General features: G+C 53.7%; 20 protein-coding genes and 2 pseudogenes. 11 read left to right on the forward strand and 11 right to left on the reverse strand.

Annotated elements, in window-relative coordinates:
• Positions 1 to 309 precede the first annotated feature (309 nt).
• A complete protein-coding gene (locus HP435_RS22425; protein WP_173599226.1) occupies positions 310 to 1,233 on the reverse strand; it encodes a phosphotransferase family protein in 924 nt (307 codons plus the stop codon).
• Positions 1,234 to 1,290: 57 nt separating this feature from the next.
• Positions 1,291 to 2,676 (reverse strand): aminotransferase-like domain-containing protein, encoded by a 1,386-nt coding sequence (locus HP435_RS22430; protein ID WP_173599227.1) that lies wholly within the window; start codon positions 2,674 to 2,676, stop codon positions 1,291 to 1,293.
• Between the two features lie 125 nt (positions 2,677 to 2,801).
• On the opposite strand from HP435_RS22430, the gene HP435_RS22435 reads away from it, so the two are divergent.
• Positions 2,802 to 3,230 (forward strand): GNAT family N-acetyltransferase, encoded by a 429-nt coding sequence (locus tag HP435_RS22435; protein ID WP_122964656.1) that lies wholly within the window; start codon positions 2,802 to 2,804, stop codon positions 3,228 to 3,230.
• Positions 3,231 to 3,278: 48 nt separating this feature from the next.
• On the opposite strand, the gene HP435_RS22440 is transcribed toward HP435_RS22435, so the two are convergent.
• Entirely contained in the window at positions 3,279 to 4,352 is a 1,074-nt protein-coding gene (locus HP435_RS22440; RefSeq protein WP_173599228.1) for a CapA family protein, read from the reverse strand.
• Positions 4,353 to 4,549: 197 nt separating this feature from the next.
• Here HP435_RS22440 and HP435_RS22445 point away from each other — a divergent pair, with 197 nt between their 5' ends.
• Positions 4,550 to 7,165, forward strand: a complete 2,616-nt coding sequence (locus HP435_RS22445; RefSeq protein ID WP_173599229.1) for a winged helix-turn-helix domain-containing protein — start codon at positions 4,550 to 4,552, stop codon at positions 7,163 to 7,165.
• Between the two features lie 495 nt (positions 7,166 to 7,660).
• Here HP435_RS22445 and HP435_RS22450 read toward each other — a convergent pair.
• The 3 genes and pseudogenes from HP435_RS22450 to HP435_RS22460 form a co-directional block, all read right to left on the reverse strand.
• Positions 7,661 to 8,224: pseudogene (locus HP435_RS22450) on the reverse strand (MarR family winged helix-turn-helix transcriptional regulator).
• A gap of 85 nt (positions 8,225 to 8,309) precedes the next feature.
• Positions 8,310 to 9,080: a 3-hydroxyacyl-CoA dehydrogenase gene (locus HP435_RS22455; protein WP_122964652.1), complete on the reverse strand. Its 771-nt coding sequence runs from the start codon at positions 9,078 to 9,080 to the stop codon at positions 8,310 to 8,312.
• A gap of 489 nt (positions 9,081 to 9,569) precedes the next feature.
• A complete protein-coding gene (locus tag HP435_RS22460; RefSeq protein ID WP_173599231.1) occupies positions 9,570 to 9,884 on the reverse strand; it encodes a hypothetical protein in 315 nt (104 codons plus the stop codon).
• A 240-nt stretch (positions 9,885 to 10,124) separates the two neighbouring features.
• Between HP435_RS22460 and HP435_RS22465 the strand changes: the two genes are divergently transcribed.
• The 3 genes from HP435_RS22465 to HP435_RS22475 all read left to right on the forward strand — a co-directional run bounded on the left by HP435_RS22465 (position 10,125) and on the right by HP435_RS22475 (position 12,444).
• Positions 10,125 to 10,829 carry a Crp/Fnr family transcriptional regulator gene (locus HP435_RS22465; RefSeq protein WP_173599232.1) on the forward strand — a complete coding sequence of 235 codons (705 nt, stop codon included), beginning with the start codon at positions 10,125 to 10,127 and terminating at the stop codon, positions 10,827 to 10,829.
• Between the two features lie 81 nt (positions 10,830 to 10,910).
• Positions 10,911 to 11,579, forward strand: coding sequence for a peroxiredoxin-like family protein (locus HP435_RS22470; protein ID WP_173599233.1), 669 nt, complete (start codon positions 10,911 to 10,913; stop codon positions 11,577 to 11,579).
• A 25-nt stretch (positions 11,580 to 11,604) separates the two neighbouring features.
• Complete coding sequence (locus HP435_RS22475; RefSeq protein ID WP_173599234.1) at positions 11,605 to 12,444, forward strand: DNA alkylation repair protein; 840 nt, start codon at positions 11,605 to 11,607, stop codon at positions 12,442 to 12,444.
• 1,296 nt (positions 12,445 to 13,740) lie between these two features.
• Here HP435_RS22475 and adhP read toward each other — a convergent pair.
• Positions 13,741 to 14,754, reverse strand: coding sequence for an alcohol dehydrogenase AdhP (adhP, locus tag HP435_RS22480; RefSeq protein WP_173597566.1), 1,014 nt, complete (start codon positions 14,752 to 14,754; stop codon positions 13,741 to 13,743).
• A 267-nt stretch (positions 14,755 to 15,021) separates the two neighbouring features.
• Here adhP and HP435_RS22485 point away from each other — a divergent pair, with 267 nt between their 5' ends.
• The 4 genes from HP435_RS22485 to HP435_RS22500 are packed head-to-tail and all read left to right on the forward strand — an operon-like array spanning position 15,022 to position 20,208.
• Positions 15,022 to 16,170 (forward strand): iron-containing alcohol dehydrogenase, encoded by a 1,149-nt coding sequence (locus HP435_RS22485; RefSeq protein WP_122964648.1) that lies wholly within the window; start codon positions 15,022 to 15,024, stop codon positions 16,168 to 16,170.
• 9 nt (positions 16,171 to 16,179) lie between these two features.
• Positions 16,180 to 17,499 carry a sensor histidine kinase gene (locus HP435_RS22490; RefSeq protein ID WP_122964647.1) on the forward strand — a complete coding sequence of 440 codons (1,320 nt, stop codon included), beginning with the start codon at positions 16,180 to 16,182 and terminating at the stop codon, positions 17,497 to 17,499.
• On the forward strand, positions 17,468 to 18,916 hold the full coding sequence (locus HP435_RS22495; RefSeq protein WP_173597565.1) for a sigma-54-dependent transcriptional regulator: 1,449 nt from the start codon (positions 17,468 to 17,470) through the stop codon (positions 18,914 to 18,916). The genes HP435_RS22490 and HP435_RS22495 overlap by 32 nt, the downstream gene beginning before the upstream one ends.
• A 38-nt stretch (positions 18,917 to 18,954) precedes the next feature.
• Positions 18,955 to 20,208 (forward strand): benzoate/H(+) symporter BenE family transporter, encoded by a 1,254-nt coding sequence (locus HP435_RS22500; protein WP_217022274.1) that lies wholly within the window; start codon positions 18,955 to 18,957, stop codon positions 20,206 to 20,208.
• A 137-nt stretch (positions 20,209 to 20,345) separates the two neighbouring features.
• Here the strand turns inward: HP435_RS22500 and HP435_RS22505 are convergent.
• Positions 20,346 to 20,564 (reverse strand): annotated as a pseudogene (locus HP435_RS22505) (short-chain dehydrogenase); the annotation flags it as partial.
• A gap of 205 nt (positions 20,565 to 20,769) precedes the next feature.
• Between HP435_RS22505 and HP435_RS22510 the strand changes: the two are divergent.
• Positions 20,770 to 21,750, forward strand: coding sequence for a helix-turn-helix transcriptional regulator (locus tag HP435_RS22510; RefSeq protein ID WP_173597564.1), 981 nt, complete (start codon positions 20,770 to 20,772; stop codon positions 21,748 to 21,750).
• 8 nt (positions 21,751 to 21,758) lie between these two features.
• Here the strand turns inward: HP435_RS22510 and HP435_RS22515 are convergent, their stop codons facing one another.
• Together HP435_RS22515 and HP435_RS22520 are read right to left on the reverse strand one after the other, a co-directional pair.
• The gene (locus tag HP435_RS22515; RefSeq protein WP_173597563.1) at positions 21,759 to 22,940 is read right to left on the reverse strand and encodes an MFS transporter; all 1,182 of its coding nucleotides are present in this window, start codon (positions 22,938 to 22,940) and stop codon (positions 21,759 to 21,761) included.
• 267 nt (positions 22,941 to 23,207) lie between these two features.
• Complete coding sequence (locus tag HP435_RS22520) at positions 23,208 to 23,885, reverse strand: hypothetical protein (RefSeq protein ID WP_173597562.1); 678 nt, start codon at positions 23,883 to 23,885, stop codon at positions 23,208 to 23,210.
• 316 nt (positions 23,886 to 24,201) lie between these two features.
• Between HP435_RS22520 and HP435_RS22525 the strand changes: the two genes are divergently transcribed.
• Positions 24,202 to 24,552, forward strand: coding sequence for a hypothetical protein (locus tag HP435_RS22525; RefSeq protein WP_173597561.1), 351 nt, complete (start codon positions 24,202 to 24,204; stop codon positions 24,550 to 24,552).
• Positions 24,553 to 24,599: 47 nt separating this feature from the next.
• Here HP435_RS22525 and HP435_RS22530 read toward each other — a convergent pair whose 3' ends face one another.
• Positions 24,600 to 26,021: a DHA2 family efflux MFS transporter permease subunit gene (locus HP435_RS22530; protein WP_217365732.1), complete on the reverse strand. Its 1,422-nt coding sequence runs from the start codon at positions 26,019 to 26,021 to the stop codon at positions 24,600 to 24,602.
• Positions 26,022 to 26,192: the final 171 nt, after the last annotated feature.

Genomic DNA, 26,192 nt, shown 5'->3' on the forward strand with positions numbered 1-26,192 from the left:
TATTCTTACCTATTTAGTGTGTTTTATAGCCTAATGTTACCTCTCGAAAGCCTTCTGTTGTCCAGCAGCGACGACACCGACTTTTCGAGAGGTCATGTCCTTTTGAAACGATAGCAGCGTTACCCTCCTCCTGTTCATATAGCGAAAGGCTCCCGACGATGCCGACATGGTCTTGTCTGCGCGGGAGCTTTCGGAAGTCCGATCAGCTATTCACTAAAATCCGATGTATTTACTTATGATTAGAGATTATCACAGACCCATTCCATCGGTCAATGCCCCAATGTTCTGATTTCGTTTGCGCAAGCCAGATTAAATGTGCCGCCGTTCCGTAGCTTGCTGTACAAACTGTTTGTGCCGCTCACGCATCCTTTGCTCTGTCGCTTGATCCAGTCCCCAATTGCCAAGGCTGGAAGCTGGCCGCAGCGCTGCGTACAAATCCCAGTACGCCAAGTCCGTATAGTCGAGATCAGGCATCCTCTCCCGATAAAATGCTGTAAAGGTGTCCATCGCTTCGCTGCCAAACGCCCAAAGCAGCTCCAGCCGGGCATTGCCCACATCTGCGAGCGGATCGCCCACAGCCGCATCTTCCCAGTCGAGTACGGCAGTCAGACGGCCATCCAGCCACATTGTATTGCCTGGCCAAAAATCTCCGTGCAACAAGACATCGCGATTTTTTCGCGCCAAGGGCCAGACAGTGCCCAGCAGCTCGCGAATCAGCCCCTCGTCCAGCGAGTCGTCCAGCTTTTCCGGTGTTTTGCGAAGCGTATTCGCTACCCAATCGGTCTGACGCGGCAAAAAGGTACTGGCTTTTTGTTCAGGGTCGATCCGGTGGATACGGGCAAGCACCTCTGCCAGTTGGGACAAATAAGCGGACAGATTGGCTGGTTGGAAGTCTGTCTGTCCCTCGACGAATGTCGTGACAAGGCACGGCGAGGCAAAAATAGTTGCCGATGCTTCCAGATGGAGCGGCTGCGGCGCAGGAATATGCGCTTCCTGCAACAGTTGCAGCAGCTTGTATTCGTCGGAGGCGATCTGTGGATTGCGCTCGCGATCTGCTGCGCCGTGTTGCCGCACAACCATTTTTTTGCGCGTCCCGTCCGCACACTCCAGCTCTAGCGCTGTCACCGTCGCCGAGACGCCGCCGACAAGCTCCCAGGCGCGAAGCAGCTTCCCGCAAGGTTCGATTTTTCCTGCCAGCTCTCCCCATTTGTCCAGCTTGTTTGCTTGAGTCATGTTTGTTCGTCCTCCTGTCCGCTCTTCCGAAAAAGAGCCATCTAGTGTCGCTGTCAATCAGTCTGGCCGCATCCGCCAGGCTACTTCCTGCTTGCGCTTTTGCAAAAGCTTGTGGCACGCCTCGGCCATCAGCGCTATTCCTTGCTCAATCTTGTCTGTGTCTGTCTGGATGATGCTAAGACGCAATCCGTTGTCCCGGCCCAAGCCTGGCAAATAGTTTTGGTCCGTCGAGCGCACAGAGACGTGCTGCTGGTGCAAAGCAGCGATCACGTCGTGGGCATCCAGCTCTTTCGGCAGAACGATTGTGGTAAAAATTCCGCCGTGGGCAGCCGGACACTGAATGCTTGGGTCCAGGTGGCGGCGGCAAGCTGCGGCAAGTGCATCCATCCTCGTCCGATAGCGCTCTCTGACCATCGCGGCATGATGATCGTACATCCCCGAGTTCAAATACAGCTCCAGAGCAGCCTGGGACAAAACGGACGTGCTGGAGTCCGCCGAAGCTTTATGCAGGCGAAATGTCTCCATGACCGCTGGCGGCAAGACGACAGCAGCCAGGCGCAGTCCGGGCAACATGATTTTGGAAAAGCTTTTCACGTAAATGACGTGCCCTGACAGATCGTAGCTGTAGAGCGGATCGGCCTTCGCGCTCGTCTCCATATCCGCCAAATAGTCATCCTCCACCACAAATACCCCGTAGCGCTCCGCCAGCCTGGCGATTTGCCTTTTCTCCTCGGCTCCGTAGCTTGTCCCTAGCGGATTGTGAAAGCGCGGCATCGTATAAAAAAATTTGATCGGCTTGCTGCGAAACTGCTGCTCCAGCTCGTCCAGATCGATGCCTGCCGTCGTCCGCCCGATGCCGTATGTCGTGACACCAAGCAGTTGCAAGGTGCGAACCATGCCGTGAAAAGTAGGCTGCTCGACCAGGACGGCGCTTTTTCCATTGGGAAAAGGCATGGACGACAAGAGGTGCAGCGCTTGCTGCGAGCCGGAAACGACGCAAATCATGGACGGCTGCGCGAAAACTTGCGAATGGGCCAAATGCTTCTCCAGCTCCCGGCGCAAAGAGTAAAAGCCTTGCGGATCGCAATAAGTGAACAGCTGATCCTCGTACAGTTCAATCGCCCGGTTCAGGCAATGCTGGAAGTCTTTATACGGCATGACTTCCGGGTCCGGACTGGCCGCGGAAAAATCGATTTGTCCCTGTCCCGCTCCCGTTCGCGTGACGGCCTGCGGGCGCAGCACCGCGTAATAGCCGCTTTTTTGCACTGCGTACACGAGATGCTCTTTTTCCAGCTCCTGATACGCCCGGATCGCTGTATTCGTACTGCAATTCCACCGCTCGGAGGCTGTACGGATCGACGGCAGCTTTTCTCCGGGGCGTATTTTGCCCGTCAGCAACTGTTGTTTGAGCTGTTGCTTGAGCGCCTCGTATTTTTTCTCCACCCTTGTCCACCCGCTCTCCATCTGTGTGGGTACAGATGCCCGTTTTCCTCGTTTCTCCCTGGTTGTTCCTTACAGTATAGTGAATCGTAAGTCAGTCAGTAAACAGGAGAAAGGATGAGCAACAGATGGAATGGAAACACCCCGAATTGCCTTACACAATCAGTGATGATCCGAAGCTGCTCGACGAAGAACAAATTTTTGCCTGGCTGTCTACGACCTACTGGGCTGGCGAGCGTCCGAGAGAAATGATCGTCAAAGCCATTTCGCAATCGCTCTGTTTCGGAGTGTATCACGAGAGCGGACAGGCCGGGTTTGTCCGGGTCGTCACCGATTACGCGACTTTTTCCTGGGTGTGCGACGTCTTCATCGATCCCGCCCACCGCGGAAAAGGGCTGGGCAAATGGCTGATGGAGGTCATGGTGCAGCACCCGGCTATTCGCCATACAAACATGACGCTGGCAACGCGGGATGCCCATGGGCTGTACGAAAAATACGGCTTCGTCCGCAAAGAGATGATGCGTAGAATGGCAGAAGTACCGATGCCGCTCTCGTAATGGCAAAAGCATGTTCCGCCAACAAAAAAATCCGTGGGGATATGCTCCTCAACGGATTTTTGCCGTTTGCCTGACTTGACCGTCCCGTTCAATGCTTGCCCCGTACGAAATCCGCTTCAGCTTGTCTATCATGCGCTGCTTGCCTTGACTGTCCTGCTCCGCGGGCTGTCCATTCACGATTTTCACAGGAATGACGCGGGAGCTGGTTTCTTTCTCTTTAAAAGCAAGCTCTACCATCATCGCTTCGCGTCCTTTCGTGTTGTACGAGGTCGTAAACACAAAGTTGCCGACGCTGTAGTAGATCGGGACTTGCTTGTAAAATTCGACGCCCATCACGGAATGGCTGTGTGAGCCGACGATCGCGTCCACGCCGCTGTCGATCAGCTTTTTCGCCAACTCGCGCGCATACGGCTCAGGCGTGTCCTTGTACTCCAGGTTCCAGTGCATCACCGCAATCGTAATATCCGACTGGGCAACCGCCTGCTTCACATAGGACAGCATCGGTTCGTAGGAGTAGGCGTGAGCAAGTCCCGGCTTGTTTTTGCCCGCGTACCAGCGATAATTGGGCAGCACGTGGCTCAGGCCGATCACTGCCACTCGCTTGCCCTTGATCGTCTGGATCTGCGGCGCAAATGCTTCCGCTTCGTTTTTGCCTGCGCCCACGTAGCCGATTTGCTGCTTGTCCAAATGTCCGAATGTGTCCAGCAAAGCGTCTACGCCGTAATCGAGCGTGTGGTTGTTAGCCAGATTGACTACGTCGATGCCGGCATTTTTCAGTCCGTTCAGTGCGCTGGGCTGGGCGCGATACGTAAATTCTTTTTTCTCCGGCTTGCCGCGTGTGCTGACAGGCGTCTCCAGATTGGCGATGGCGAGATCAGCTTGTCGCAGAAACTCCCCTGTTTTTTGAAACGGATAGTCTACCCCGTGCTGTCCGATTTGCACCCCCACGCTTTTATCCAAAATGATGTCTCCCACAAACGCAATCCGGATTTCCTCCGCCGTCTCCTCTTGCTTCACGTCCGCACCTGTCGCATGGATGGGCGGCGGACTTGCACTGCTGACCGCGAGCACCAACGCAGCAACGGCCACAGCAGCCGCACCGCTCCAACGAACAATCCCCATCCGCCTCACACGCCCTCTTGCTTTTTTATGCTCATTGTAGAAGGCTTGGGGCAAAAAGAGTGTTGAAGCGTGTCTTCGGACTTGCCATCATTTCTCGCCCTCATTTGACGAGACTTTTTTCCATGTCGAAGCGTGCTGTTTTCGCTAGTATAATAAGGACATACCTTTTACGCTGCAAAGAATGGAAAGGAGGAAAAATGGGTCAACCATCCGTTATGTTGAAAACGAAAACAGCGGTCCCTGCCTATCGCTTCGACAGTGTAAAGAGAAGTCATCTGCTGGAACAAATGAACAATGGGCTACAGTGCCGGCTCACGTTTGTAAACGCACCGGCGGGCTACGGAAAGACAACGCTGCTTTGCCAATGGGCGCACGATTTCAGCGGGCAGCTGGCGTGGCTTTCGCTCGATGAGAAAGACAACGATCTCGTCCGGTTTTGGCGCTATATCGTGCATATGCTGACAAATGCCTCTTCCCCGCATCTGGCGGAGAACATGGAAAACTCCATGAAGGCAACCTCTCATACTTCGATTTTTTCGTTTATAGACTCGCTGCTCAATGAGCTGGCGACAACGATTCACCAGCCGCTGGCGATCATTCTCGATGACTACCATGTGATTTCGGAAAGCGCGATCCACGACAGCCTCGCTTACTTTATTGAATATTTGCCAGGCAACTGCCATGTGTACATCGCCAGCCGCAGTGCCTTGCCCTTTTCAACGGCAAAATGGCGTCTTCGGAGCGAGCTTGTTCATCTGACGCCACAGCAGCTGTTGTTCGATCAAGCCGAGGCGTTCAGCTTTTGTCAGCAGGTGCATGGCTTGCTGCTTTCCGAGGAGCAAATCGCCAGTCTCGTCGCCAGCACAGAAGGCTGGGTCGCCGGGCTGCAACTCGCTGCGATTTCGCTTTCCACCTCCGGGAACCACGAGCGGTTTTTTGCCAAATTTACGGGGGCACACCGCGACATCTCCGACTATTTGTTTCACGAAGTGCTGGTGCAGCTGCCCCAATCGACGCGCGATTTCCTGTTGCTGACCTCCGTGCTGTCGCGGCTGGACGCCCACGTATGCAACGCGCTGGTCGGCATGACGGGCAGTCAGCAAGTTTTGGCTGAGCTGTACAGACAAAATATATTTTTGTTTCCCCTCGATGACGATCAGACTTGGTATCGCTACCATCATTTGTTTGCCGATTTTTTGCGCAGCCAACTGGAGCTGACTTACCCTGGCAAAGCTTACGAGCTGCACAAGCTTGCCAGCGAGAGCTTTGCTGCGCGCGGATTTCTGGACGAAGCCATCGAGCATGCGATTTGCGCTTGCGATTACCCGCTCGCCGTGCAGTTGCTTGCGCAGCACTTCCCGACGTGGCTTTCGCGCGGCGAATTTTTCACCTTGCTGCGCGCGCTTACGAGCATCCCGGATCACGGGCAAAATATGCCGCCGCTGCTCAGGCTGCTCTACGTCTTTTTGCTAATCGCTTGCGATCAGACCAGTCTTGCCCAAGCCGAGCTTGACCTGCTGGAAAAAGACTGCCAGAGCATGCCCCCATCCGCGGAGCGCGAACAGTTTGCCAGCGGCCTGTTTTTTGTCCGGGCCAATCTCGTCTTTGCCAACGGCGATTTCGCAAGCTGGGTAGCCAGCTCGTCCCAATTGCAGGAGGACTTGCCGCAAAACCCGTTGTTTTATCATCTGAACTACAACACGACCGAGCCGTTCATCCGCAGGACGCGATTCGGCTTGAAAGGGATGCTGTCCGAGGAAACGGAGCTGGTCGGCAAGCAGTTTTCCGCTATTCTGGAGGCGCACGGCTGGCAGGACTCCTTGATCAACAAATACGTCGTCCAGGCGCTGGCGGAAGGGCTTTACGAGGAGAACAAGCTCGAAGAAAGCTTCGCGTTTTTGCAAAAAATCGCGCCTGTAGCGCTGCAGCAAAAAATTCCCGGACTTTATGTTCCGTATGTACTGACTCATGCCCGGCACTTGCTGGCGAACCAGGCTTTCAAGGAAGCGCGAAGGCTTGTCCAGGAAGCGATGGAGATTGTCACGGGGTGGTCGCAGCTGTACTGGATCAGTCCGTTGCGCGCTTTTCAGGCGTACATCGCACTCAGGGAAGGAGATGTGGCCTGGGCCGAGGCAGAGCTTGCCAAGCTGCCCCGCTCCACTTTTCACAAACCCAGTATTCATAAAGAGCTGGAGCAGTTGGCCTATGTCCGGCTGCTGCTCGCCAAACAGCAAGAGGCAGATGCGCTCAAGATTCTTGCCCCTTTGAAGCAAATTGGCGTCAGGGAGGGACTGTTAGGCAGCCAGGTAGAAATCGCCAATCTGCAAGCGATGGCGCTCCAGCAGCAAGGCAACAAGCGCGAGGCGTTGGCACATCTGCACGAGGCCCTTGTCATCGGGGCGAAAAACTTGTATGTACGCAGTTTTTTGGACGAGGGGCTGGCTATGTACAGCTTGCTCAGCGCTTACCAGCAGCGGGAAAACTCCAGGACGGAGCAAGCTCCTCCGGTCATTTCTCCCGACTATGTGCAGCAGTTGCTTGAGCTTTTCCCGAAAAAGCGGGCAAGAGCGCATGGCAGCTCATTCTCGCCGCTTCCAGAGCCGTTGACAGGCAAGGAAATGATCATTTTGTCCATGCTCGGCCAAGGGGCGTCCAACAAGCAAATTGCCGAAGAGCTGGGCAACACGGTCGGTACGGTCAAAGTGTACCTGCACCGGATTTACGGGAAACTCGGTGTGGAAAACCGTACCCAAGCGCTGCTCCGGGCACAGGAAATCTCGCTTTTGGAGGCGCCGACAAGCACTATGTTATAAAGCTGAGCTTTAGGATGAGAAAAGGCTTCGCCACGGTTTTGTGGGCGGGGTCTTTTTTCTTTTGGGGATAGTCGGGAGTTTCAAGGAAATTACTGATTGCATGAAAGCCTGTTTGAGTGTCGCTTTGTCGGGTGCGGATGCGAGTGATCCAGCCATCCTCCGCCCCTTTCGCGAGCAGCCATAATCCAACGAGCAAAGCCGCGAGGGCGAGGTACCCCCGCTTGTGGTCAGCGCTCCGATCTGCAAGCCTTTATCTGCTGTGGCGAGCCAGCCATCCCGGCATGACTGCCGGAGACAAATACGCCATCATGACTTCCCGCCACAGCACAAACGATTTCGCCTTGCCTTGGGGCGATCCGTCCTCGTCTCAGCGACAGCCGCTGTCTTTGCCCGATGATTCACTCCCATGAATGAACTTCTTCCTTGTTTTTTGAATATATAATTAGGTTCCTAACTATATACCTGTGAAAATGGGCTAGTTTTCCTAGCCCGTCTTTACCTTTTCTTGCTGTTTGCTTGCACGTCTTTCTTTTCATCTGTCAGTGCCGAGATGCCTTCTGTCACGCGACCAAGCAGGGACAGAAATACGCTGCGCTCCTCCAGCGAAAGGGAACTGACCATCGCTTCCAGCCGCATGAAATGCTCAGGCGCCATGTCCTTCAGCTTGCTCCCACCCGCTTCGGTCAAAACAACCGCTTTTTGGCGTCCATCCTGCATGCTTTTTCACCGGGAGACGAGTCCATCGCGCTCCAGCACGTCAATCAGGCCCGTCACCGTAGCGCGGGTGACGCCGAGATTGTCTGCCAATTGCGAAGGCAGCAGCTCTCCGTCGTTGGTTTCCAGCTCCGCCAAAAGCCGATAGCGCCCGGTTGACAAGCCGAAGCGGCCAAAGTGAATCTCCGCTGCGCTGCCGAGTTTCGCTCCCGCCTCCATCAGTCGCGCGGCTACAAGAACTGCCTGTGCGTCTACGTCCAGACTGTAGCGCGCAAGCTGTCGCCTCGCCTGGTCAAGCGAAGGAGCAGAGTCGAAGTCATGCTTGTTTTTCGGTTCGTTGTTCATGCACGTAGTATGGTGCCTAACTACTTTTCGTGTCAACCAAATTTTCCAAACCCATTTTTCAGTAGACCAGACAGACTCGATCGGCTTATTTCGGTTGCATCCGAATCGCCCCGTCCAGCCGGATTGTCTCTCCATTCAGCATCGGGTTCGTAATGATGCTGTTCACCAGCTTGGCGTACTCGTCGGGCTGACCCAATCTCGGTGGAAAAGGCACGGTCGCTCCCAACACGTCTTTTACGGCGCGGGGCAGCTTGTCGTACATCGGCGTGTCAAACAAACCAGGAGCGATCGTCATCACCCTGATTCCATACGGAGCCAAGTCCCTCGCCAACGGCAAGGTCATGCCGACAATCCCGCCCTTTGCAGCGCTGTAAGCCACTTGTCCGACCTGCCCGTCAAAAGCAGCGATAGACGCTGTATTGACGATCACGCCGCGTTCGCCCGTTTTGGCTGGCTCGTTGCCCGCCATCTGCTCGACTGCCATTCGCACGACATTAAACGTGCCGATCAGGTTCACTTGCACGACTTTGCTGAATGTCTCCAAGGAATGAGGGCCGTTTCTGGACAGCGTCTTTTGCCCCAGAACCATTCCTGCGCAATTGACTGCGGCGTGAATCGTGCCGAAAGCTCCCGCCGTGCGCTCGATCGCCTCCCGCACGCTCGCTTCGCTCGTCACATCCGTCTGTACGAACAGGGCGTGATCGCGTCCCAGCTCATTTGCCAGGGCGTACCCCCGTTCGAGGTCCTGATCAAGAATGGCTACTCTTCCTCCGTGCTCTACCACATTCCTCACAGTGGCTTCCCCCAACCCGGAAGCTCCACCCGTTACAATGGCAACCACATCCCGAATGTCCACGCCATTCTCCCCCTTCCTGCAAATCGACATTCAGGATAAATAAATGCAAGTTGAGTACCAGCCGCGAAAAGCGCTGCCAGCCCTTGCTTCGGGTCACCGAAACTGTCCTTGTGTCCAAGCCGTTCGGACACTCGTGAGACAGTTTTCGTCCGATAAATGGACACGAACCGCCCGCTTCCTTTCGCACAGGCCAGCAGCTGTGGTCATTGGCGTGCAGCAAAGCGGCTGGGAAAAACACAAGCAGTCTTTCACGGTGTCGTCAAAGCCATTCAGAAAAAAGCTGAGGGAGTGTTGCCCATGCCCAAGCAACGCTTTGTCTGGCCTTATCTATTTGGGACACGCTCAGCGAAGTCAAATAAACAGGATGCACAAATAACCCCGCAAAAGGCGACTGCCCTTTCTTCGGGGTTTTGTTTGTTCTTGGCCAAAACAATGCCGTGACTCGGCTTCCAGCAGACTGTAGTTGGCGGGCACTGTCAAGCTGCCGAATTACGGCGCAATTTGCTCAACGAGATGAACGATGGCTTGCGCGACCTTTGCTTCGTAGCTCTCCTTGCGGCACAGTTCATCCCATAGTTGCTCATGCTCTTTTTCACCGGGCACATCAGCAGTTTTATGCTCTACCTGCCCGTCTCCGCCAGCCGCGGCGGCCACCTCGGCATTTAGCGCACGATTGCGGACCAGCTCGTGTACCATGAGCAAGCTCATCAGCTTGTCCATATTCGCCTGATGACGAATCAGGTGCGGCTCCATCCGTCTGGCCATCTCCCACAGCTTCTCTGTTTGATCTTGTGCGGTCAGCATTTCCCTCTCAAACCTCCACACGGAACATAACTAAACAACATTAATTATATCTAATTATAATCAAATATAGAAAGATAAGAAATCAATCCGCGCTATTTTCCTGGACAGGCTGACGGAGATGCTGTGTGGAATCAGGAGAAAGTAGTCCGACCCTATTTTGTTGTATGATGGGCATATGCACGAACTGCTCGTTGGCCGCAAAAGTGTGCCCAACGCTATTTTTTCAACCCGGGAGGAACTATGGATCGCATTCAATATTTGTCGCAGTTCAATTTGTTGCGTTCCCTTTCCAGCGAAGACCTGATCGAAATGGACGAGCTGACCTCGATTACGACTTTTCCGAAATATACATTCATTCAAACGCCCGACACGTTCACGGAGGGGCTGTACTTTGTGAAGCGAGGGAAAGTTCGTTTGTATCGGCTCAATGAGGAAGGCAAGCAATTTACTTTGGATATTTTGCGTGAGGGGAACATCTTTGGCGAGATGGGGGATATTTCGCTAGGGACGCGCGGCCTGTTTATCGAGACGGTCGAGGAAAGCGATATTTGCGTGATGGACAAGGAGCGCTTCGAGAGTTATCTTCTTCGTCGGCCACGTTTCATGCTGAATATGATCAAAGTAATGAGTGAGCGCTTGTCGCACATGAGCAGTCTCGCGCAAAGCCTTGCTCTCGGAAAGCTGCACGACAAAATTATCCACGTTCTGGCGGAGCTTTCCGAACGGTTCGGGGTTCAGGACGATGGCGACGATTACAGCCGAATCGACATGCCCCTCTCCCATCAAGAAATTGCCCACCTGGTAGGAGCTTCAAGAGAAGCCGTGTCTGTAGCGTTGAAAGAGCTTGCGGAGGCGGGCATGCTCCGCACCGGGTTCCGTACAGTGACCGTCCACCGCGACATTCTCCGGGCGGCACAAAAACTCGCTCAGGGCGACAGCTTGTGAACTGCATTACATCTTTTCCATTCGTGCTTCTCTTATGATGAAGAAGAGTTGAATGACAGGACGAAATGGAGAGAGAACGAGATGGAAAACAGGCCACTGGCTTCTTTGCAAACAGAATTGGATCGTGCTACCGCGCAGATGGAGCAAAACTTGCCCGCTGAAATGGTCAAGATGTTCGAGCAGTCAATCCAGCAAGTAAAGGCATCCGCTGGTGCTGCTGGCTTGAAAGCCGGAGCACAGGCACCAGACTTTTCGCTGACGGATCAAAACGGTGCCAGCATGACTTTGTCTGAACTGACGGCCAATGGCCCCGTCGTTCTTTTGTTTTATCGCGGCGTCTGGTGCCCGTTTTGCAATATTGCGTTGCGGGCTTATCAACAAGCGTCAGAACTTTTTGCGGAGGCAGGAGCACAACTTGTGGCGATCAGTCCGCAAACGCCGACCTATTCAGCCAGCATAAAGGCAAATAACGAACTTGGGTTTCCGCTTTTGAGCGATCCTCGCAATGAAGTCGCAGCCCGCTACCATCTCGTATTCGAGCTTCCGGAAGCGCTACGGGGAAGTTACCAGTCTCTTGGCATTTCTCTCGACGAGTATCATGGCGATTCTTCGTGGAAGTTGCCTGTGCCCGCGACATATGTGATCGACCGTGAGAACATGATTCGTCTGGCTCACGTCGAAGCTGACTACAAGCAGAGGCTGGAGCCTTCCCACGTATTGGATTTGCTGACTTCACGAAACGATTGGTAATCACGATTACGGAGGCGGCTATGCTATGACATTCGACGAAATGGCTTCGATTTCAGAAAGGGTGCTGAATCGGAAAGGAGCCAGAAAAGCTGGCGACATTCTCCCGGATGTGCTCGTTTTATTGAATGGCGGACGAATCGAGAGTGTCAATTTGACAGAGTGGTTGGCAGTCGATCATTTGCAACTGCTTAGGCACATCCTGGTTGAGCTTCAGTTGCAGCAGCATGCTGACGCGATGTTATCCGCGCTGGAACGGATCGCGGGGCAGCCGACGATGAAAGTCATCCCCGCCATTGCGGTCGAATGGCTAGAGGTGTTCCGTCAAAAGACTGGCGAGGAGCGTACACAACTGTTCCAACGCTTGGCGGCGCATCCGTCAGATAGCGTGCGCTGTTGGGCAGCTTACATCGTGGGGTTGGATCAGTTGGAACTGGAGCAAAAACTGGCGCTCATTCGCCCGTTTGCCGCCGATAGCCACTTCGGCGTCCGCGAAATCGCATGGATGGCTGTCCGGGACTCTGCTTCCCAACAGCTGAAACTAGCCATCCGCCTGCTGGGCGCTTGGGTACAGGAACCGGATGCCAATCTCCGCCGTTTCGCCGTTGAATTGACCCGTCCGCGCGGCGTTTGGGCCAAGCATATTGCGGAGTTGAAGGAGAATCCCGAATGGGGGCTTCCCCTTTTGGCGCCGTTGAAAGCCGATCCATCCAAGTATGTCCAGGATTCGGTTGCCAATTGGTTAAATGACGCAGCCAAGTCGCAGCCGGATTGGGTCGTTCAAGTATGCCGTGCTTGGCTGGATGCGTCCGATGAGAAAGCGACCAAGCGGATCGTGGCGAGGGCGCAGAGAAGTATGAAGGGCTAGGATGGGGGATGCTTTGTAGATTGCGTCATCGGTAGTTTCAAAAAAATACCAATGCAAAAAGCTTGCTTGGGGTAATGCTTTGTAGGTTACGTCATCGGTACTTCAAGTGAAGCGAGGAAAGAGACGAATCGCTGTAGCTTCTTGGGATACCCCCTGGGGGCTTAGACTGCACGGCTCCGGGGAAAAAGCGAAACCGCGTCAAAAGCAGCTCGCTCACAGATGCAGATTCACGTTGACGCTTAAAACCGTGTTTCGCTTTTTCCTCGGAACCTCGGTCGGTATCCCAAAGAGCTTTCGCGCATTTCGTCTCTTTCCTCGTCAGGGGCTGGTTGTGGTCGGCGCGAGTTTCAAAGAAAATGCCAATGCCAAAAAGCTTGTTTGAGCTGACGCTTTGTAGTCTGCATCATCGGTACTTTAGGCGGTGGTGATCGGGGATTTCGAAAAAGCACAGAAACATGAGAGTAAGAGTCTTCTTCAAGACAGTTGCTTCATTCAACCCGTTCATGAAAAACTTGTTCAATTTCTGCGCTGGATTTTCCGCCCTTAAGCGACCTCCAAAAAAACAATCTCCGACTAAAGCTAACCGTTGGCCGAGGAAACAGGAGAAACAAGCGAAAGGGCTTTGGGACTCCTTCCGAGGCGCAGGCGAAAAAGGAAAACACGCTTTTAAGTGGCAACGTGCGTCCACTTCCTCGATCTCGCTGCTTTTGACGCGGTTTTCCTTTTTCGCCGGAGACGGGCAGTCCACCCTTCCCCGCTAGAGTCCCAAGTCCCTACAGCGGTTTCTCCTGTTTCCTCCCTCCACTACAGCCGCGATCAACAGCTGCACTAAATTTGCCGCCCCTGATCAACCTCCAAAAACAATCTCCGACCAATGCTTACCGTCGGCCGAGGAAACAGGAGAAACAAGCGAAAGGGCTTTGGGACTCCTTTCGAGGCGCAGGCGAAAAAGGAAAACACGCCTTTAAGCGGCAACGTGCGTACGCTTCTTCGATCTCGCTGCTTTTGACGCGGTTTTCCTTTTCGCCGGAGACGGGCAGTCCACCCTTCCCCGCTAGAGTCCCAAGTCCCTACAGCGGTTTCTCCTGTTTCCTCCCTCCACTACAGCCGCGATCAACAGCTGCACTTAAATTTTTCATCCCTGATCCCCTCTCAAAAAATCACGATCCAACCAATGCTTACCATTGGCCGAGAAAACAGTGACCCCCGCCCATTTCCTCCCCATTCAAAAAAACTGCCACCCAGCAGTCTCCAAGCGACCACCAGGCAGCAGTTGTCTTTTCCCTAAAACGATCATTACTCCATCGTCAACACGACGCGGCCGTTAATTTGGCCTTTTTCCATCCGTTCCAGCACCTCGTTGATTTTATCCAGCGGCTGTGTCTCGATGATCGCGCGAACCTTGCCGCGAGCCGCGAAGTCGAGTGCTTCCTGCATGTCTTTGCGCGTTCCTACGATCGAGCCTTTGACCGTTACACCGTTGAGCACCGTATCGAAAATCGGGATAGGCAGCTCGGCATTCGGCAATCCAACCACCACGAGCGAGCCGCCGCGGCGAACCGATTTGTACGCCTGCTCAAACGCTTTTTTCGTTACAGCCACACTAATCGCTCCGTGCACGCCACCGACCTGCTCGGTAATCGCCGCCACAGGATCGACCTCGCTGCTGTTGACCGTCACGTCAGCCCCCAATTCTTTTGCCAGTTCGAGCTTCTCGTTGTGAATGTCTACCGCGACGACGTTGTACCCCATTGCTTTCGCATATTGCAGGGCTACGTGGCCCAGTCCGCCGATCCCGAAAATTGCCACCCAGTCGCCCGGCTTCACATTGGCGACCTTCAGCGCTTTGTAAGTAGTCACGCCCGCGCACAAGATCGGAGCAGCCTCCACGTCTCCCAGTTCAGCCGGGATACGCGCCACATAAGCCGCTGGCGCCACGCAATACTCCGCGTAAGCTCCGTCTGCGGAATAACCGCCATTCAATTGCTTCTGGCACAAAGTCTCCCAACCCGTGAGGCAATAGTCGCACTCGCCGCACGCGGAGAACAGCCACGGGATGCCTACCCGGTCGCCCAGCTTCAAGGAAGTGACGCCTTCGCCCAGCTTTTCCACGACCCCTACCCCTTCATGGCCCGGAATCAAAGGCAGCTTCGGCTTGACCGGCCAGTCTCCATGCGCTGCATGCAAATCTGTATGGCAAACGCCGCACGTCTTGATTTTGACCAACACTTCCCCGTAACCCACCTCTGGAACCGCTACTTCCTTTACCTCCAGCTTTTGATGGAACTCGTTGACCACTGCTGCTTTCATCTCGACCTTCCTCCTCTTTTCCCCCACGGGCACCTGTTTGTGTGCCGAATGAGCGTTTATGTATTTTCGCTCCTATATATTTGCAAGCAGCATGCCAAATTGTAAGCGCTTTATCTTTCGCGCTTTTTCGCCTTGTCTCGCCTTCGGACTGGCCGATTTTTCGGCCCATCAGCCAAAAAAACGGCACGCGAGCCAAGCTTTTGGCCAAAAAAGGGATTCGACCCTGTCTGCGGTATTAACTACATAGGGAAAAAGGGGGTAAGCAGCATGCAAATATCCAAATTTATGACACCGGAGATCATCTTCGGCAACCAATCCATCGGCCAAGTCGGGGAAAGCCTTCGCCGTCTGGGAGCATCCCGCGTTTTTCTCGTCAGCGATCCCGGTGTCGTAAGCGCAGGCTGGGCCGAGCGAATCATCCACTACTTGCAGCAGCAAAAGCTCGACTATCATTTGTGGACCAACGTGACGGCCAATCCAAAAGATTACGAGATTCACGCCGGAATCGCGGCGTACCGTGCTGCCGAGTGCAACGCGATTCTCGGAGTCGGCGGCGGCAGCGCGATCGACGCAGCCAAAGCCATCGCCCTGCTCGCCACCAACGAAGGAAGCATTGTGCAGTATGAAGGAGTCGATCAGATTCAGCATCCGCTCCCGCCGATGGTCATGGTGCCGACTACGGCTGGCTCCGGCTCCGAAGTCTCGCAGTTTTCGATTATCGTAGACAGCGCGCGCAAAGTAAAAATGGCGATCATCTCCAAATCGCTCATCCCGGATATCGCCATCATCGATCCGCAAACCTTGATGACCAAAGACCGACAACTCACTGCCAATACAGGCATGGATGTCCTGACCCATGCCATCGAGTCGTATATTTCGCTCGCTGCGACGCCGCTTACCGAGGTTCACTCCTTGCAAGCCATGCGCCTGATCGCCGAACATCTGCGTCCATCCGCCGCCAGCCAGTACAACGCCTCCGCCAAGCAAGCGATGGCAATGGCGAGCTTGCAGGCCGGAATCGCTTTTTCCAACGCCATACTCGGAGCCGTCCACGCCATGTCCCATCAACTGGGCGGCTTCCTCGACGCCCCGCACGGGGAAGTAAACGCCATCCTGCTGCCGCACGTTCTCGAATACAACTATATCGCCGCTCCCGAAAAATACAGGCAAATCGCCGAATGTCTGGGCGAAAACACTTCGGGTCTGAGCACGCACGACGCCTCTCGTCTCGCCATGAAAGCCGTGACGAATCTGGCAAAAGACCTGGACGTGCCGCAATCGCTGTCTGCCATCGGGCTGCACCCTGACCAGATCGAACTGCTCAGCTCACTCGCCTTGCTCGATGTGTGCATGACAACCAATCCGCGCGACATGAGCGTCCAAGACGTCGCTTCTCTCTTTCGCCAAGCTCTATAGGAGGCCGCCATGCAAAGCAAACAGGAGATACTCGAAAAGCTCACCGGAATATCTTCCTCGCGAAAAAGCTACTACAGCGAGCTTGTCTATCTCGTCGAAGAAATGAAAAAGAAAAACCGCCAGCTCGCGGTCATCAACCAACTGACGCACATCCAGATCGACGCAACCTGGCAGCAAACGAGCAGCTACATAGCCCAGCAGCTATCGCAAATTCTCGCCTTCGAGCACTTTACGTTGACGATTGTCAAAGGAGGCACGCCGACGTCGTACTTGTGCATGCGGACAGACACGGACTGGCAGTGCCACACGTTGACTCATCCGCACTGCCCTGACACGGCAAACTTTCCCGAGCAGCTTCATCACAAGCTGGCGCAAACGTTGCCGCAGCACTATGCGACTTCGGTGTCGCTGCGCAATCCATTGAACCAGACTTTCGGCTACTTGACGCTTTTGCGAGAGGAACAGCGCCCAGCCGATCCCGAAGAAGCCGAGTTGATCCAGCTCGTTGCCCGGCACGTAGGCGTCATCGTGGAAAACAGTCTGCTGTTTCAGGACGTGAACGAAAAAATCAAGATCGAGGCCCAACTGATCCAGTCGGCAAAAATGGCTGCCATCGGGGAAATGGCCGCTGGAATCGCCCACGAGCTGAACAGTCCGCTGACCGCGATTCTCGGCAATTCCCAACTGCTTTTGCGCGAAACAGCCGATGCTCCGACCGCGCCGCTCATGCGCGACATTTATCAGTGCGGCGTCCGCTGCAAAAAAATTATTCAAAACCTGCTGACCTTCTCCCGGCAAGAGGAGTATTTGTTTGAGACTGTCTCCATTGACGAAGTCGTGGAGGATGTGCTCGGGCTGATCGGCTACCAGCTGTCTGTCTGCGGCCTGACCATAACCCGGGAAATGAACGAGCCGAGCCTGCTGTTTCACGGCAGCCGCCATCAGATCGAGCAAGTCGTCATCAACTTGCTCTTGAACGCCAGGGATGCCTTGTCCGAGCAGGAAGCGCCGCGGATTCTCATCCGTTCCTTTCCCGTCGAAGAAGACGGCGTCCGCTACGCAGGCTTGTCCGTTTACGACAACGGGACGGGCATTCCAGCCGAACAGCTCTCACAAATTTTCCAGCCTTTTTTCTCGACCAAAGAACGGACAAAAGGGACAGGGCTGGGCTTGTCCGTCAGCCTTGGCATCGCCGAAGCGCACGGCGGCAAGCTGTATGCGCAAAGCGAAGAAAATCGCTACAGCGAATTTACGCTGCTTTTGCCACTGCTGATCAAAGAGGAGGAACATCAACATCATGGAGCAGAAACGGATATTGATTGTGGATGATGAGACGGAGGTCACTACGTTTTTCACCTATTTTCTCCGGCGCAAAAATTGCGAGGTAGTCGTCGCCAACACGGGCAAGGACGTCCAATGGCTTTTGCAAAACGATTCCCGCGGCTTTCAGGCTGCTCTCGTCGATCTCAAGCTGCCTGACGCGGACGGGCTGGAGCTGCTGCGCAAGATCAAAGCCGTTTTTCCCGCGTGCGAAGTGTTGATCATGACTGGCTACAGCACCATCAAGTCGGCCGTCACAGCGATGCAGTGGGGGGCCAAAGACTATTTGGAAAAGCCGTTCGACAATCTGGACAGTCTGGAACACATCATTGATTCTGTCCTCTCTGCTTCGGCGAACCAAAAAGATGACCTATCCCAAGAAGCCGCGCAATATGGTATCGTGTATTCAGCAGAAAGCCCGATGAGCAAAATGATCGCCATTGCCAAAAAATTAGCAAAAAAGGCGATCCACATCTTGATAGAAGGAGAGACCGGAACAGGCAAGGAGCTGATGGCCCGTTTTCTCCACGGAGCGAGCAACCGCGCCCAGCAGCCTTTCGTCGCGTTCAACTGCGGTGCCGTCCCGGAATCGTTGCTGGAAAGCGAACTGTTCGGGTACGAAAAAGGCGCGTTTACCGGAGCGGTCAAATCGCGAAAAGGGTTGTTTGAGCTTGCTCACAACGGCACGCTGTTTCTCGACGAGATTGGCGAAGCCCCGCTGTCGATCCAGGTCAAGCTGCTGCGCACGCTGGAAACGGGAGAATTTATGCGGGTCGGGGGCGAACAGGTCGGTCAGAGCAATATTCGCTTCATCTCCGCCACGAACCGCAACCTGGAGCACGAGGTCGAGATGAACCGTTTCCGCAGCGACCTGCTGTATCGTCTCGAAGGAATCAAGCTGGCAATTCCTCCCCTGCGGGAACGTGCTGGCGACATCCCGGCAATCGCGCATTCCTACTTGCAAAAGCGCAGCGGCGCTCCGTGCGAGATCGAGCCTGATGCCATGGAGCTTTTGCAACGCTATGACTGGCCCGGCAATGTCAGACAGCTCCTGAATGTCCTGAATCAAACGATCGCCCTGCACGAATGCGAAAAACTGCGCGCCGAGCACCTGCCTGACCAGTTGCGGCAAAAGACGCTGCAAACGAAGCTGCCAGGTCAATCCCACCCCGAACCGAGCAGCGTCGAGCAAGCGATTGAGCGGGAGTGCGAGCGGTTTGTAGAATCGCTCACCCGCGTGCTCCCTTCCATCGAAGGCGTCGATTTCGATTACTTGCAAAAAAGAATCAAGCTGTTGGAAGGGGAAGTCGGACGGGCGATCATCGAAAAAGGTTTGAGCGAAACAAAGGGAGACAGGCAGCTTCTGAGCAAGAAGCTGAACATCACCAAGCGGACGATCCGCTACATTCTCAACGAAAAGGGGTAATGCCTCGCCTGCGCTGCGCTAATCCCCTGTAGGAGGCAATGATTGTGGTACCCCAAAAACAACAGCACTGGTCGATTTCGCATCTCAAAAGCATTCCTGGCGATTTTTCCATCTCGGCCGTCGTCGTCGGCCTGATTGCCACCATCGTGTCTTATGCCGGCCCGCTCCTGATCGTCTTTCAGGCGGCGCAGAGCGCGGGACTCAGCGAAGCAGAGCTTTCCTCCTGGATTTGGGCGATCTCCATCGGCAGCGGCTTGACGGCGATTATTTTAAGCATCTGGTTCAAGACGCCAGTCATTACCGCCTGGTCGACGCCAGGTGCCGTCCTCTTGGTATCCAGCCTGACCACCTATCCTTACAGCGACGCGATTGGCGCGTATCTGTTTTCCGCAGCCGTCATCACGCTGCTCGGCGTCTCCGGCCTGTTTTCCATCCTGATGAAATACGTGCCGCAGTCGATCACGACCGCGATGCTCGCCGGGATTTTGTTGGCTTTTGGCGTCGAAGTTTTCGTCTCGATGCAGCATTTGCCTGCGCTTGCCTTGCCGATGATCTTCTGCTACCTGTTCGCCAAGCGGTTGTTTCCGCGCTACGCCGTCGTGCTGACGCTTTTGGTCGGACTTGCCATCGCTTTTGGCATGGGGCGATTGCAGCTTGATTCTGTGCAAATGACATTGGTGAACCCTGTGTTTACGATGCCAAGCTTTTCGCTCGATGCGATTGTCGGGCTGGGGATTCCCCTGTGCATCGTCACGATGGCTTCGCAAAACGCGCCGGGAATCGGCGTGCTGAAAGCAGACGGCTACGACACGCCTGCCAGTCCGCTCGTGGCGACGACCGGGATTGCCTCGCTGCTCCTGGCTCCGTTCGGCTCGCACGGAATTAACCTGGCGGCGATTACCGCAGCCATCTGCACTGGAAAAGAAGCGCACCAGGATCGTTCCAAGCGCTATATCGCCGGAATCGCCTGCGGTGCCTTTTATCTCGTGTTCGGCATGTTTGGCGCCACGATTACGTCTGTCTTTTTCGGCTTGCCCAAGGAACTGATCGCCGTCATCGCTGGCCTGGCCCTGTTCGCTTCGCTTAGCTCCAGCCTCGCCCAAGCGATGAGCGATATGAAGGAACGGGAAGCCGCTCTGGTCACCTTCCTCGTGACGATTTCCGGCATTTCGATCGGCGGAATCGGTGCCGCGTTCTGGGGGCTGATCGCAGGCGTCGTCACCAATCTGATTTTGAACGGAAACGTCCGCAACTGGTTGACTCGCAAAAAAAATACACAGCCGCTCGCTTAGGGAAATCGCTATACGAGATGCAAAAGGGGCTGTCTCCAAAGTCGGTGTTTCGACTCGGAGACGCCCCTTTTTCCTTTCAAAAACGTTGATCAATCAATGCTTTCCGTTGTTGTTTGGCGTCAGCTAAATTGCCCTGTTTGGACAGCAATCCCGACTCCGCCACTTGCCGTTACCAGCTCGGCTGTCTCCTCGATTGTTTCTGGACGAACCATGTCGGATGGCTGTCCGCGCACGCTTCGGCCTGTCACGTAGACGGTCGCCCCGGCTTCCCCAAGCCCGATGGCGATTCCTCGCCCCGCCCCTCTCGTTCCTCCCGCCACGACTGCTACTTTTCCCTGCAATGCTTTCCCTGTCATACATGCGCCTCCTTTTTGTGCGAACCAGCCATTCACGCTGTGCGCTGCGTCAAAAGAGCTAGATCGCTTGCCGTCAGCCAAACGGACATGACTGTTTGGTTTTGGTTGATAGGAACAGTGTAACCTCACCAATATGACACCATCTGTCATATTGGATAAGATAAAATGAAGCTACTACGAAGTCGTTTTTCAGGAGGGATTTTCTATGCGTGCTGATCGGTTGCTCTCGATTTTGCTGCATCTGCAAAACTGCGGGCGGATGACCACCAGACAATTAGCCGAGAAGCTGGAGGTGTCTGAACGGACGATTCATCGGGACATGGAAGCTTTGAGCGCGTCTGGAGTGCCCGTCTACGCGGAACGCGGCTCGGCTGGCGGCTGGGTTCTCGCGGAAGGCTATCGCACCAGTCTGACCGGATTGAAAATCGATGAGCTGCAATCGCTCATGCTTTCCTCACCTTCCCGCGTGCTGAACGACCTCGGTCTGGCCGAAGGGTACGAGCGTGCTTTTTGGAAGCTGCTGTCCGCCTTGCCGCAACCTGTTCAGCAGGATGCCTGGCAAGTACGTGAGCGCCTGCATATCGATGGAGCGGGCTGGCATGAATCAGATGAAACGTTTCCTTTGCTCGCCACTATCCAGGACGCCGTCTGGCTCAGCCGCAAGCTTTGGGTTCGCTACCAGCGCGAAGATACGCTTGTCGAGCGGACGCTGCTTCCGCTTGGACTTGTCGCCAAAAGAAGCACCTGGTATTTGGTCGCGCAGATCGATGCGGACTTGCGCACGTACCGCATCTCCCGGTTCACGGAAGCTCGCGTGCTGGAAGAAGCTTTTGTCCGGCCGGAAAGCTTTGACCTCGCCAGCTACTGGGAGGAGTCGACGACACAGTTCAAGGCGAGCCTTCCCCGCTATCCGGCAGTCATCCGCTTTCGCGAAGAGGCGTGGCCCCGGCTCAAACAGGAGCGCTACATGAAAATAGCCTCCACCCATGCCGCCAAAAGCAGTTGGATCGAGGCCGAGGTTGAATTTCATACGCTGGATTCCGCCTGTGCGCTAGTGCTCGGCTACGCCTCGCTCATCGAGGTGCGGGAACCTGCGGAGCTGCGAGCGGAAGTCATCTCCCGCGCTCGCAGTATCCTGCACCTGTACGAAAACGCAACTCGCAGCACACCGGATGCAGCCCAGTGAAGCTGTCATCAATTGGCGCGCGCCGCACTTGCTACTCTTGTTTCTTTGCCATAAATCAGCAAAATCGCCGTACCAATGAACAAGACGATTGTAAAAATGCTAAAAATAAACGTGTAGCTGTAATGCAAGGATGAATAATAGCCGACGAGATACGGGGCAATGATGCTGCCGATTCGTCCGATGCCGGAAGCAACGCCTGCGCCTGTAGCGCGAAGCGGCGTCGGGTAGTTTTCCGGGGTGTACGCGTACAGCGCCCCCCACGCTCCCAGGTTGAAGAAGGACAAAAGGGCACCCGTTACCAGCAATTCCGTCGTCCCGCTGCTTTGTCCGAAAGCGAACGCCATGATCGCTGTCATGAACAAAAAGCTGGCCAGCGTCTTTTTGCGGCCCCAATTTTCCACGAGATAGGCGGCGGCAAAATAGCCGGGCAGTTGCGCCAAAGTCATGATCAGGACGTACTGGAAGCTTTTGATCATGGTGAAGCCTTTGTCTACCAGCACAGACGGCATCCACAGGAACATGCCGTAATACGAGAAGGCAATGGCAAACCAGACAGCCCACAGAGCAATCGTCTCCCGCTGATGCGAGGTCAGCAGCTTTTGCACAGGTACTTGCTCCTGGCGTTGCTGGAACTGGGGCGATTCAGGGATCGTGCGTCTCGCGTACCAGGCGTACACGATTGGCAGTGCCCCGATGATGACCGCGACTCTCCAGCCGTAATCCGGGATGATGAAATACGATATGACCGCCGCCGCAATCCAGCCGACCGCCCAAAAGCTTTCCAGCAAAACAACGGTGCTCCCCCGTTTTTCCGCAGGGGCAAACTCGTTGACCAGCGTGGAAGCAACAGGCAGCTCGGCGCCAAGTCCGAGTCCCATCAGGAAGCGGAACAGCAGCATGGTGAAAAAGCCTGTGGCAAACGCACTGGCGAAGCTCGCTGCGCCAAACAGAAGCAGCGTGAGCAGGAAGACGGGCTTTCGTCCGATCCGGTCTGCCATATATCCGCCCACGATCGCTCCGATCGCCATTCCTACCAGATTGCCGGTCCCGAGAAGGCCCGCTTCTTGTGCAGTCAGTCCCCACTCTTGCCTGAGCGCCACCATAATGAATGATAAAAGGGCAACATCCATCGCGTCGAACATCCAGCCAAAGCCGGCTGCCCAAAACACTTTTTTGTAAGGTGCTGACATGTGTGATTCCCTGCTTTCTTGTCATCTGCGTGTAGCACGCCTTGTAATCATTTCGCGTCTCGTCGCATTTTCCTGCCCGGAAATAAAAGTTCGACGATTTGCAGCTAGTTTTTCCTATGGGGAGGAAAGTCATTAGTTTTGTTGTAAAGGGAAGGTTTCTCAAGGATTGAGAAAATTGTCGAGTTTTTTACGAATCTGTTTCTAATTGCAGCACCAAAATAAAAAGACCGTCATAATTTTGGGGAATTAAGACGATCTTCTACTAATTTAATAACTAGTAGTAATTGTGTAATTCAGCAATGAACTGGACTCTCCAGACTCATCCGTTTTATAGGAATAATCAAAGCAACCTGCACATCCAACATCTTTTTGCAACGCTGTCATTTTTATCGAGTGTGAAACGTACGTTCTCCATTCATCATCTCCAAAATCATCATTATAGTAATCAGCCCATCCTGTGTAAGTGATTTCTGAACTATCAGTATTTGCATCTGGTGTGGAATCATCGTAATCATCTACAAACCAATGTGTATCGAATTTACTTGGGTTTGCAGCCCAAGGAGAGATACTATGGCTTGTATCTTCTAACGTCCCATCTTCATACTCTTTCCACTTTAGAGTAAGCTTGGTTGCATTGACCGGAACTCTAACTGGATCAAGTGTTGTTATCTTAAACCAACCAGTATAATAATTAGCAGCAAGAGCTTTTATTCCACCGTTCAAGCTATCAATATCCTTGTTACTCACATTTTGGGATTTTTCATCTACTCGGTTCAATTCATCATCTAATTCTTGTTTGCTTAACTTCTCTGTTTTATACGTTCTTTTAGCTCGATCAATTAATAATCGGTAACCAATCGCTCCATTTCCCGCCTTTGCTTTACCTTTAATCCAAATACTAGAGGCTGAATTCTTTTCATCAACTGTTAGTTCTACATTTTCCAAAATGACATCACTACTTAATTCTGGAGATAAATGATAGGTTTTTTTATCAATTTTTCCTCCAGCAAAAACTACAGAAGTCGATAAGCACAGAAGTAGTTAATATTTTTTTCATAGTGAAATAACCCCTTCACATAGATCTTTACATCCATTTCTTCGTTAAAAATTACAAAGTGCGTATGGTGCTTGTGATATTTGTAATATTTGTAAAATATGGTATTATAATCAACAAATTATCACACCGAAAAAGCAATCTCAATAAATTTATTTGATAAATCTAGACAAGAATTTACAAAGCTCTTTCCAAGGAGGGAAAACTATGAAGACGATTTACAAAAATTTTTATTTGTGGAGTGGCTGCTTGTTAGGGGCTTTAAGCTCCATTCTCAGCATTTACTTGTGGTACGTAGCAACGATCCGTGATGGTTCCATTAAAGGAATGCCGTATATGATGATTTTTTTCATCTTGCTCCCTGCTTGTTTTGCTCTCATCTCCTCTTTGGTAAATCCCCCTGTCATTTTGATCTCATTTGTTTGGGCATCTCCCTTGTCGTTATACATGCTCTTTACCTACTCAAACATCGGTGTGTGGTTTGGGGTAACCTGCATCTGTTATCTGGTGTCCGCTGTTTTAAAATTTCAAGGATTACGCCATGAACAAACTATATAAAAAACAAGCCAGCCCAAACCTGCGTTTGAACTGACCTGCTCCTGCGATCAATGCGCGGATGCGCCCTGACCTTCCCATTCTTCTTTTTTTGGCGGAACCGCCCGCTTGAGGAACATAGATATGATCCAGGCAAGCACGACCAGAGCGAAAGCCAGGAGGAACGCGCTTTTCATTCCTGCCATCATGGCGAGCACCTTTTGGGCTGGGGCGGCTTCTGCTCCCCCGAACTGGGCCAAATACTTGCTCGTGCCGTTCGTCATGATCGTGACGAGCAGCGCCGTCCCGACGGCTCCGGCTACTTGCTGCAACGTACTGATAATCGCTGTGCCGTGCGGATACAGCTTCGGCGGCAGCTCGTTCAAGGCGTTGGTCATGACTGGCATCATCAGCATGGAGATGCCGAGCATCAACAGCGTGTTCCAAACCATGATCGTGAGGTAGGAAGTAGACACGGTAATAAAGGCAAATTGCCATAGCGTATTGCCGACCAACCCAAGTCCGATGAGCGCCAGCCACTTGGCCCCGAAGCGGTCAAAGAGCCGTCCTGTAATCGGCGACATGATCCCCATGACGATCCCGCCCGGCAGCATGATCAGCCCCGCATGAAACGGACTGTAGCCCAAAGCGTTCTGGAGGAAAATCGGCAGCAGCATCATTGCCGAAAACATCGCCATCATGACGATCATCATAATAATCGTGGACATCCGAAAAACTTTGTACGTAAAAGCGCGCAAATCGAGCAGCGGCTCATCCAGACGCAGCTGCCGCCAGATGAACAGGATCAGGGAGATCACCCCGATCGTAATCGGAACGAGCACTTCATTGCTGCCCCAGCCCCCATGCCCTTCTCCGGCGCTGCTGAAACCAAACACAATCCCGCCGAACCCACAGGTGGACAAAAGCAGGGAAAGCACATCTACTCGCGGACGGGATGTTTCTGTTACGTTTTTCAAGCGGAAATAGGCGAAAGCGATGACGAACAAGGCAATCGGCAGCACTCCGTAAAACAGGGCGCGCCAGCTGAAATGCTCGACGATAATGCCGGACAGCGTCGGCCCAATGGCTGGGGCAAAGGTGATCACGATTCCGATCGTGCCCATGGCCGATCCCCTTTTTTCAATCGCAACGACAGACAAGACGACATTGGTCAGCAGCGGGAACAACAGCCCCGTTCCCGAAGCTTGCAGCACCCTGCCGATCAGGAGCAGCTCGAAGCCCGGCGCAAGCGCTGCTGCCAGCGTTCCCAAAGTAAACAGCCCCATCGCTGACAAAAACAAGGCTCTCGTTGTAAACCGCTGAATGAGAAAGGCCGTCACCGGGATCAAGACGCCAATGACGAGCAAATAGCCAGTCGCCAGCCATTGGGCTGTGCTTGGAGAGATTCCGATATCATCCATGATTTTTGACAAGGCAACGTTCAGCAGCGTCTCATTGAGAATCGCAACAAAAACCCCCAGGATCATCACCATGACCACGAGAAAGTTGCTTTTGCTCCCGAAAGTGCCTTCATTATGCTTTTCCTCTTGCTGATTTTTCACTTGGTTTCTCCTTTCATAATCCAGCTGTAAAGTTCCCACTCCATCTCTTTACGTTAATAAGTAGCTATCCTAGCCTACCACGAATCATAGGTTATGATTTCT

The sequence above is a fragment of the Brevibacillus sp. HD3.3A genome (genome assembly GCF_013284375.2).
In the GTDB taxonomy this organism is placed as follows: domain Bacteria; phylum Bacillota; class Bacilli; order Brevibacillales; family Brevibacillaceae; genus Brevibacillus; species Brevibacillus parabrevis.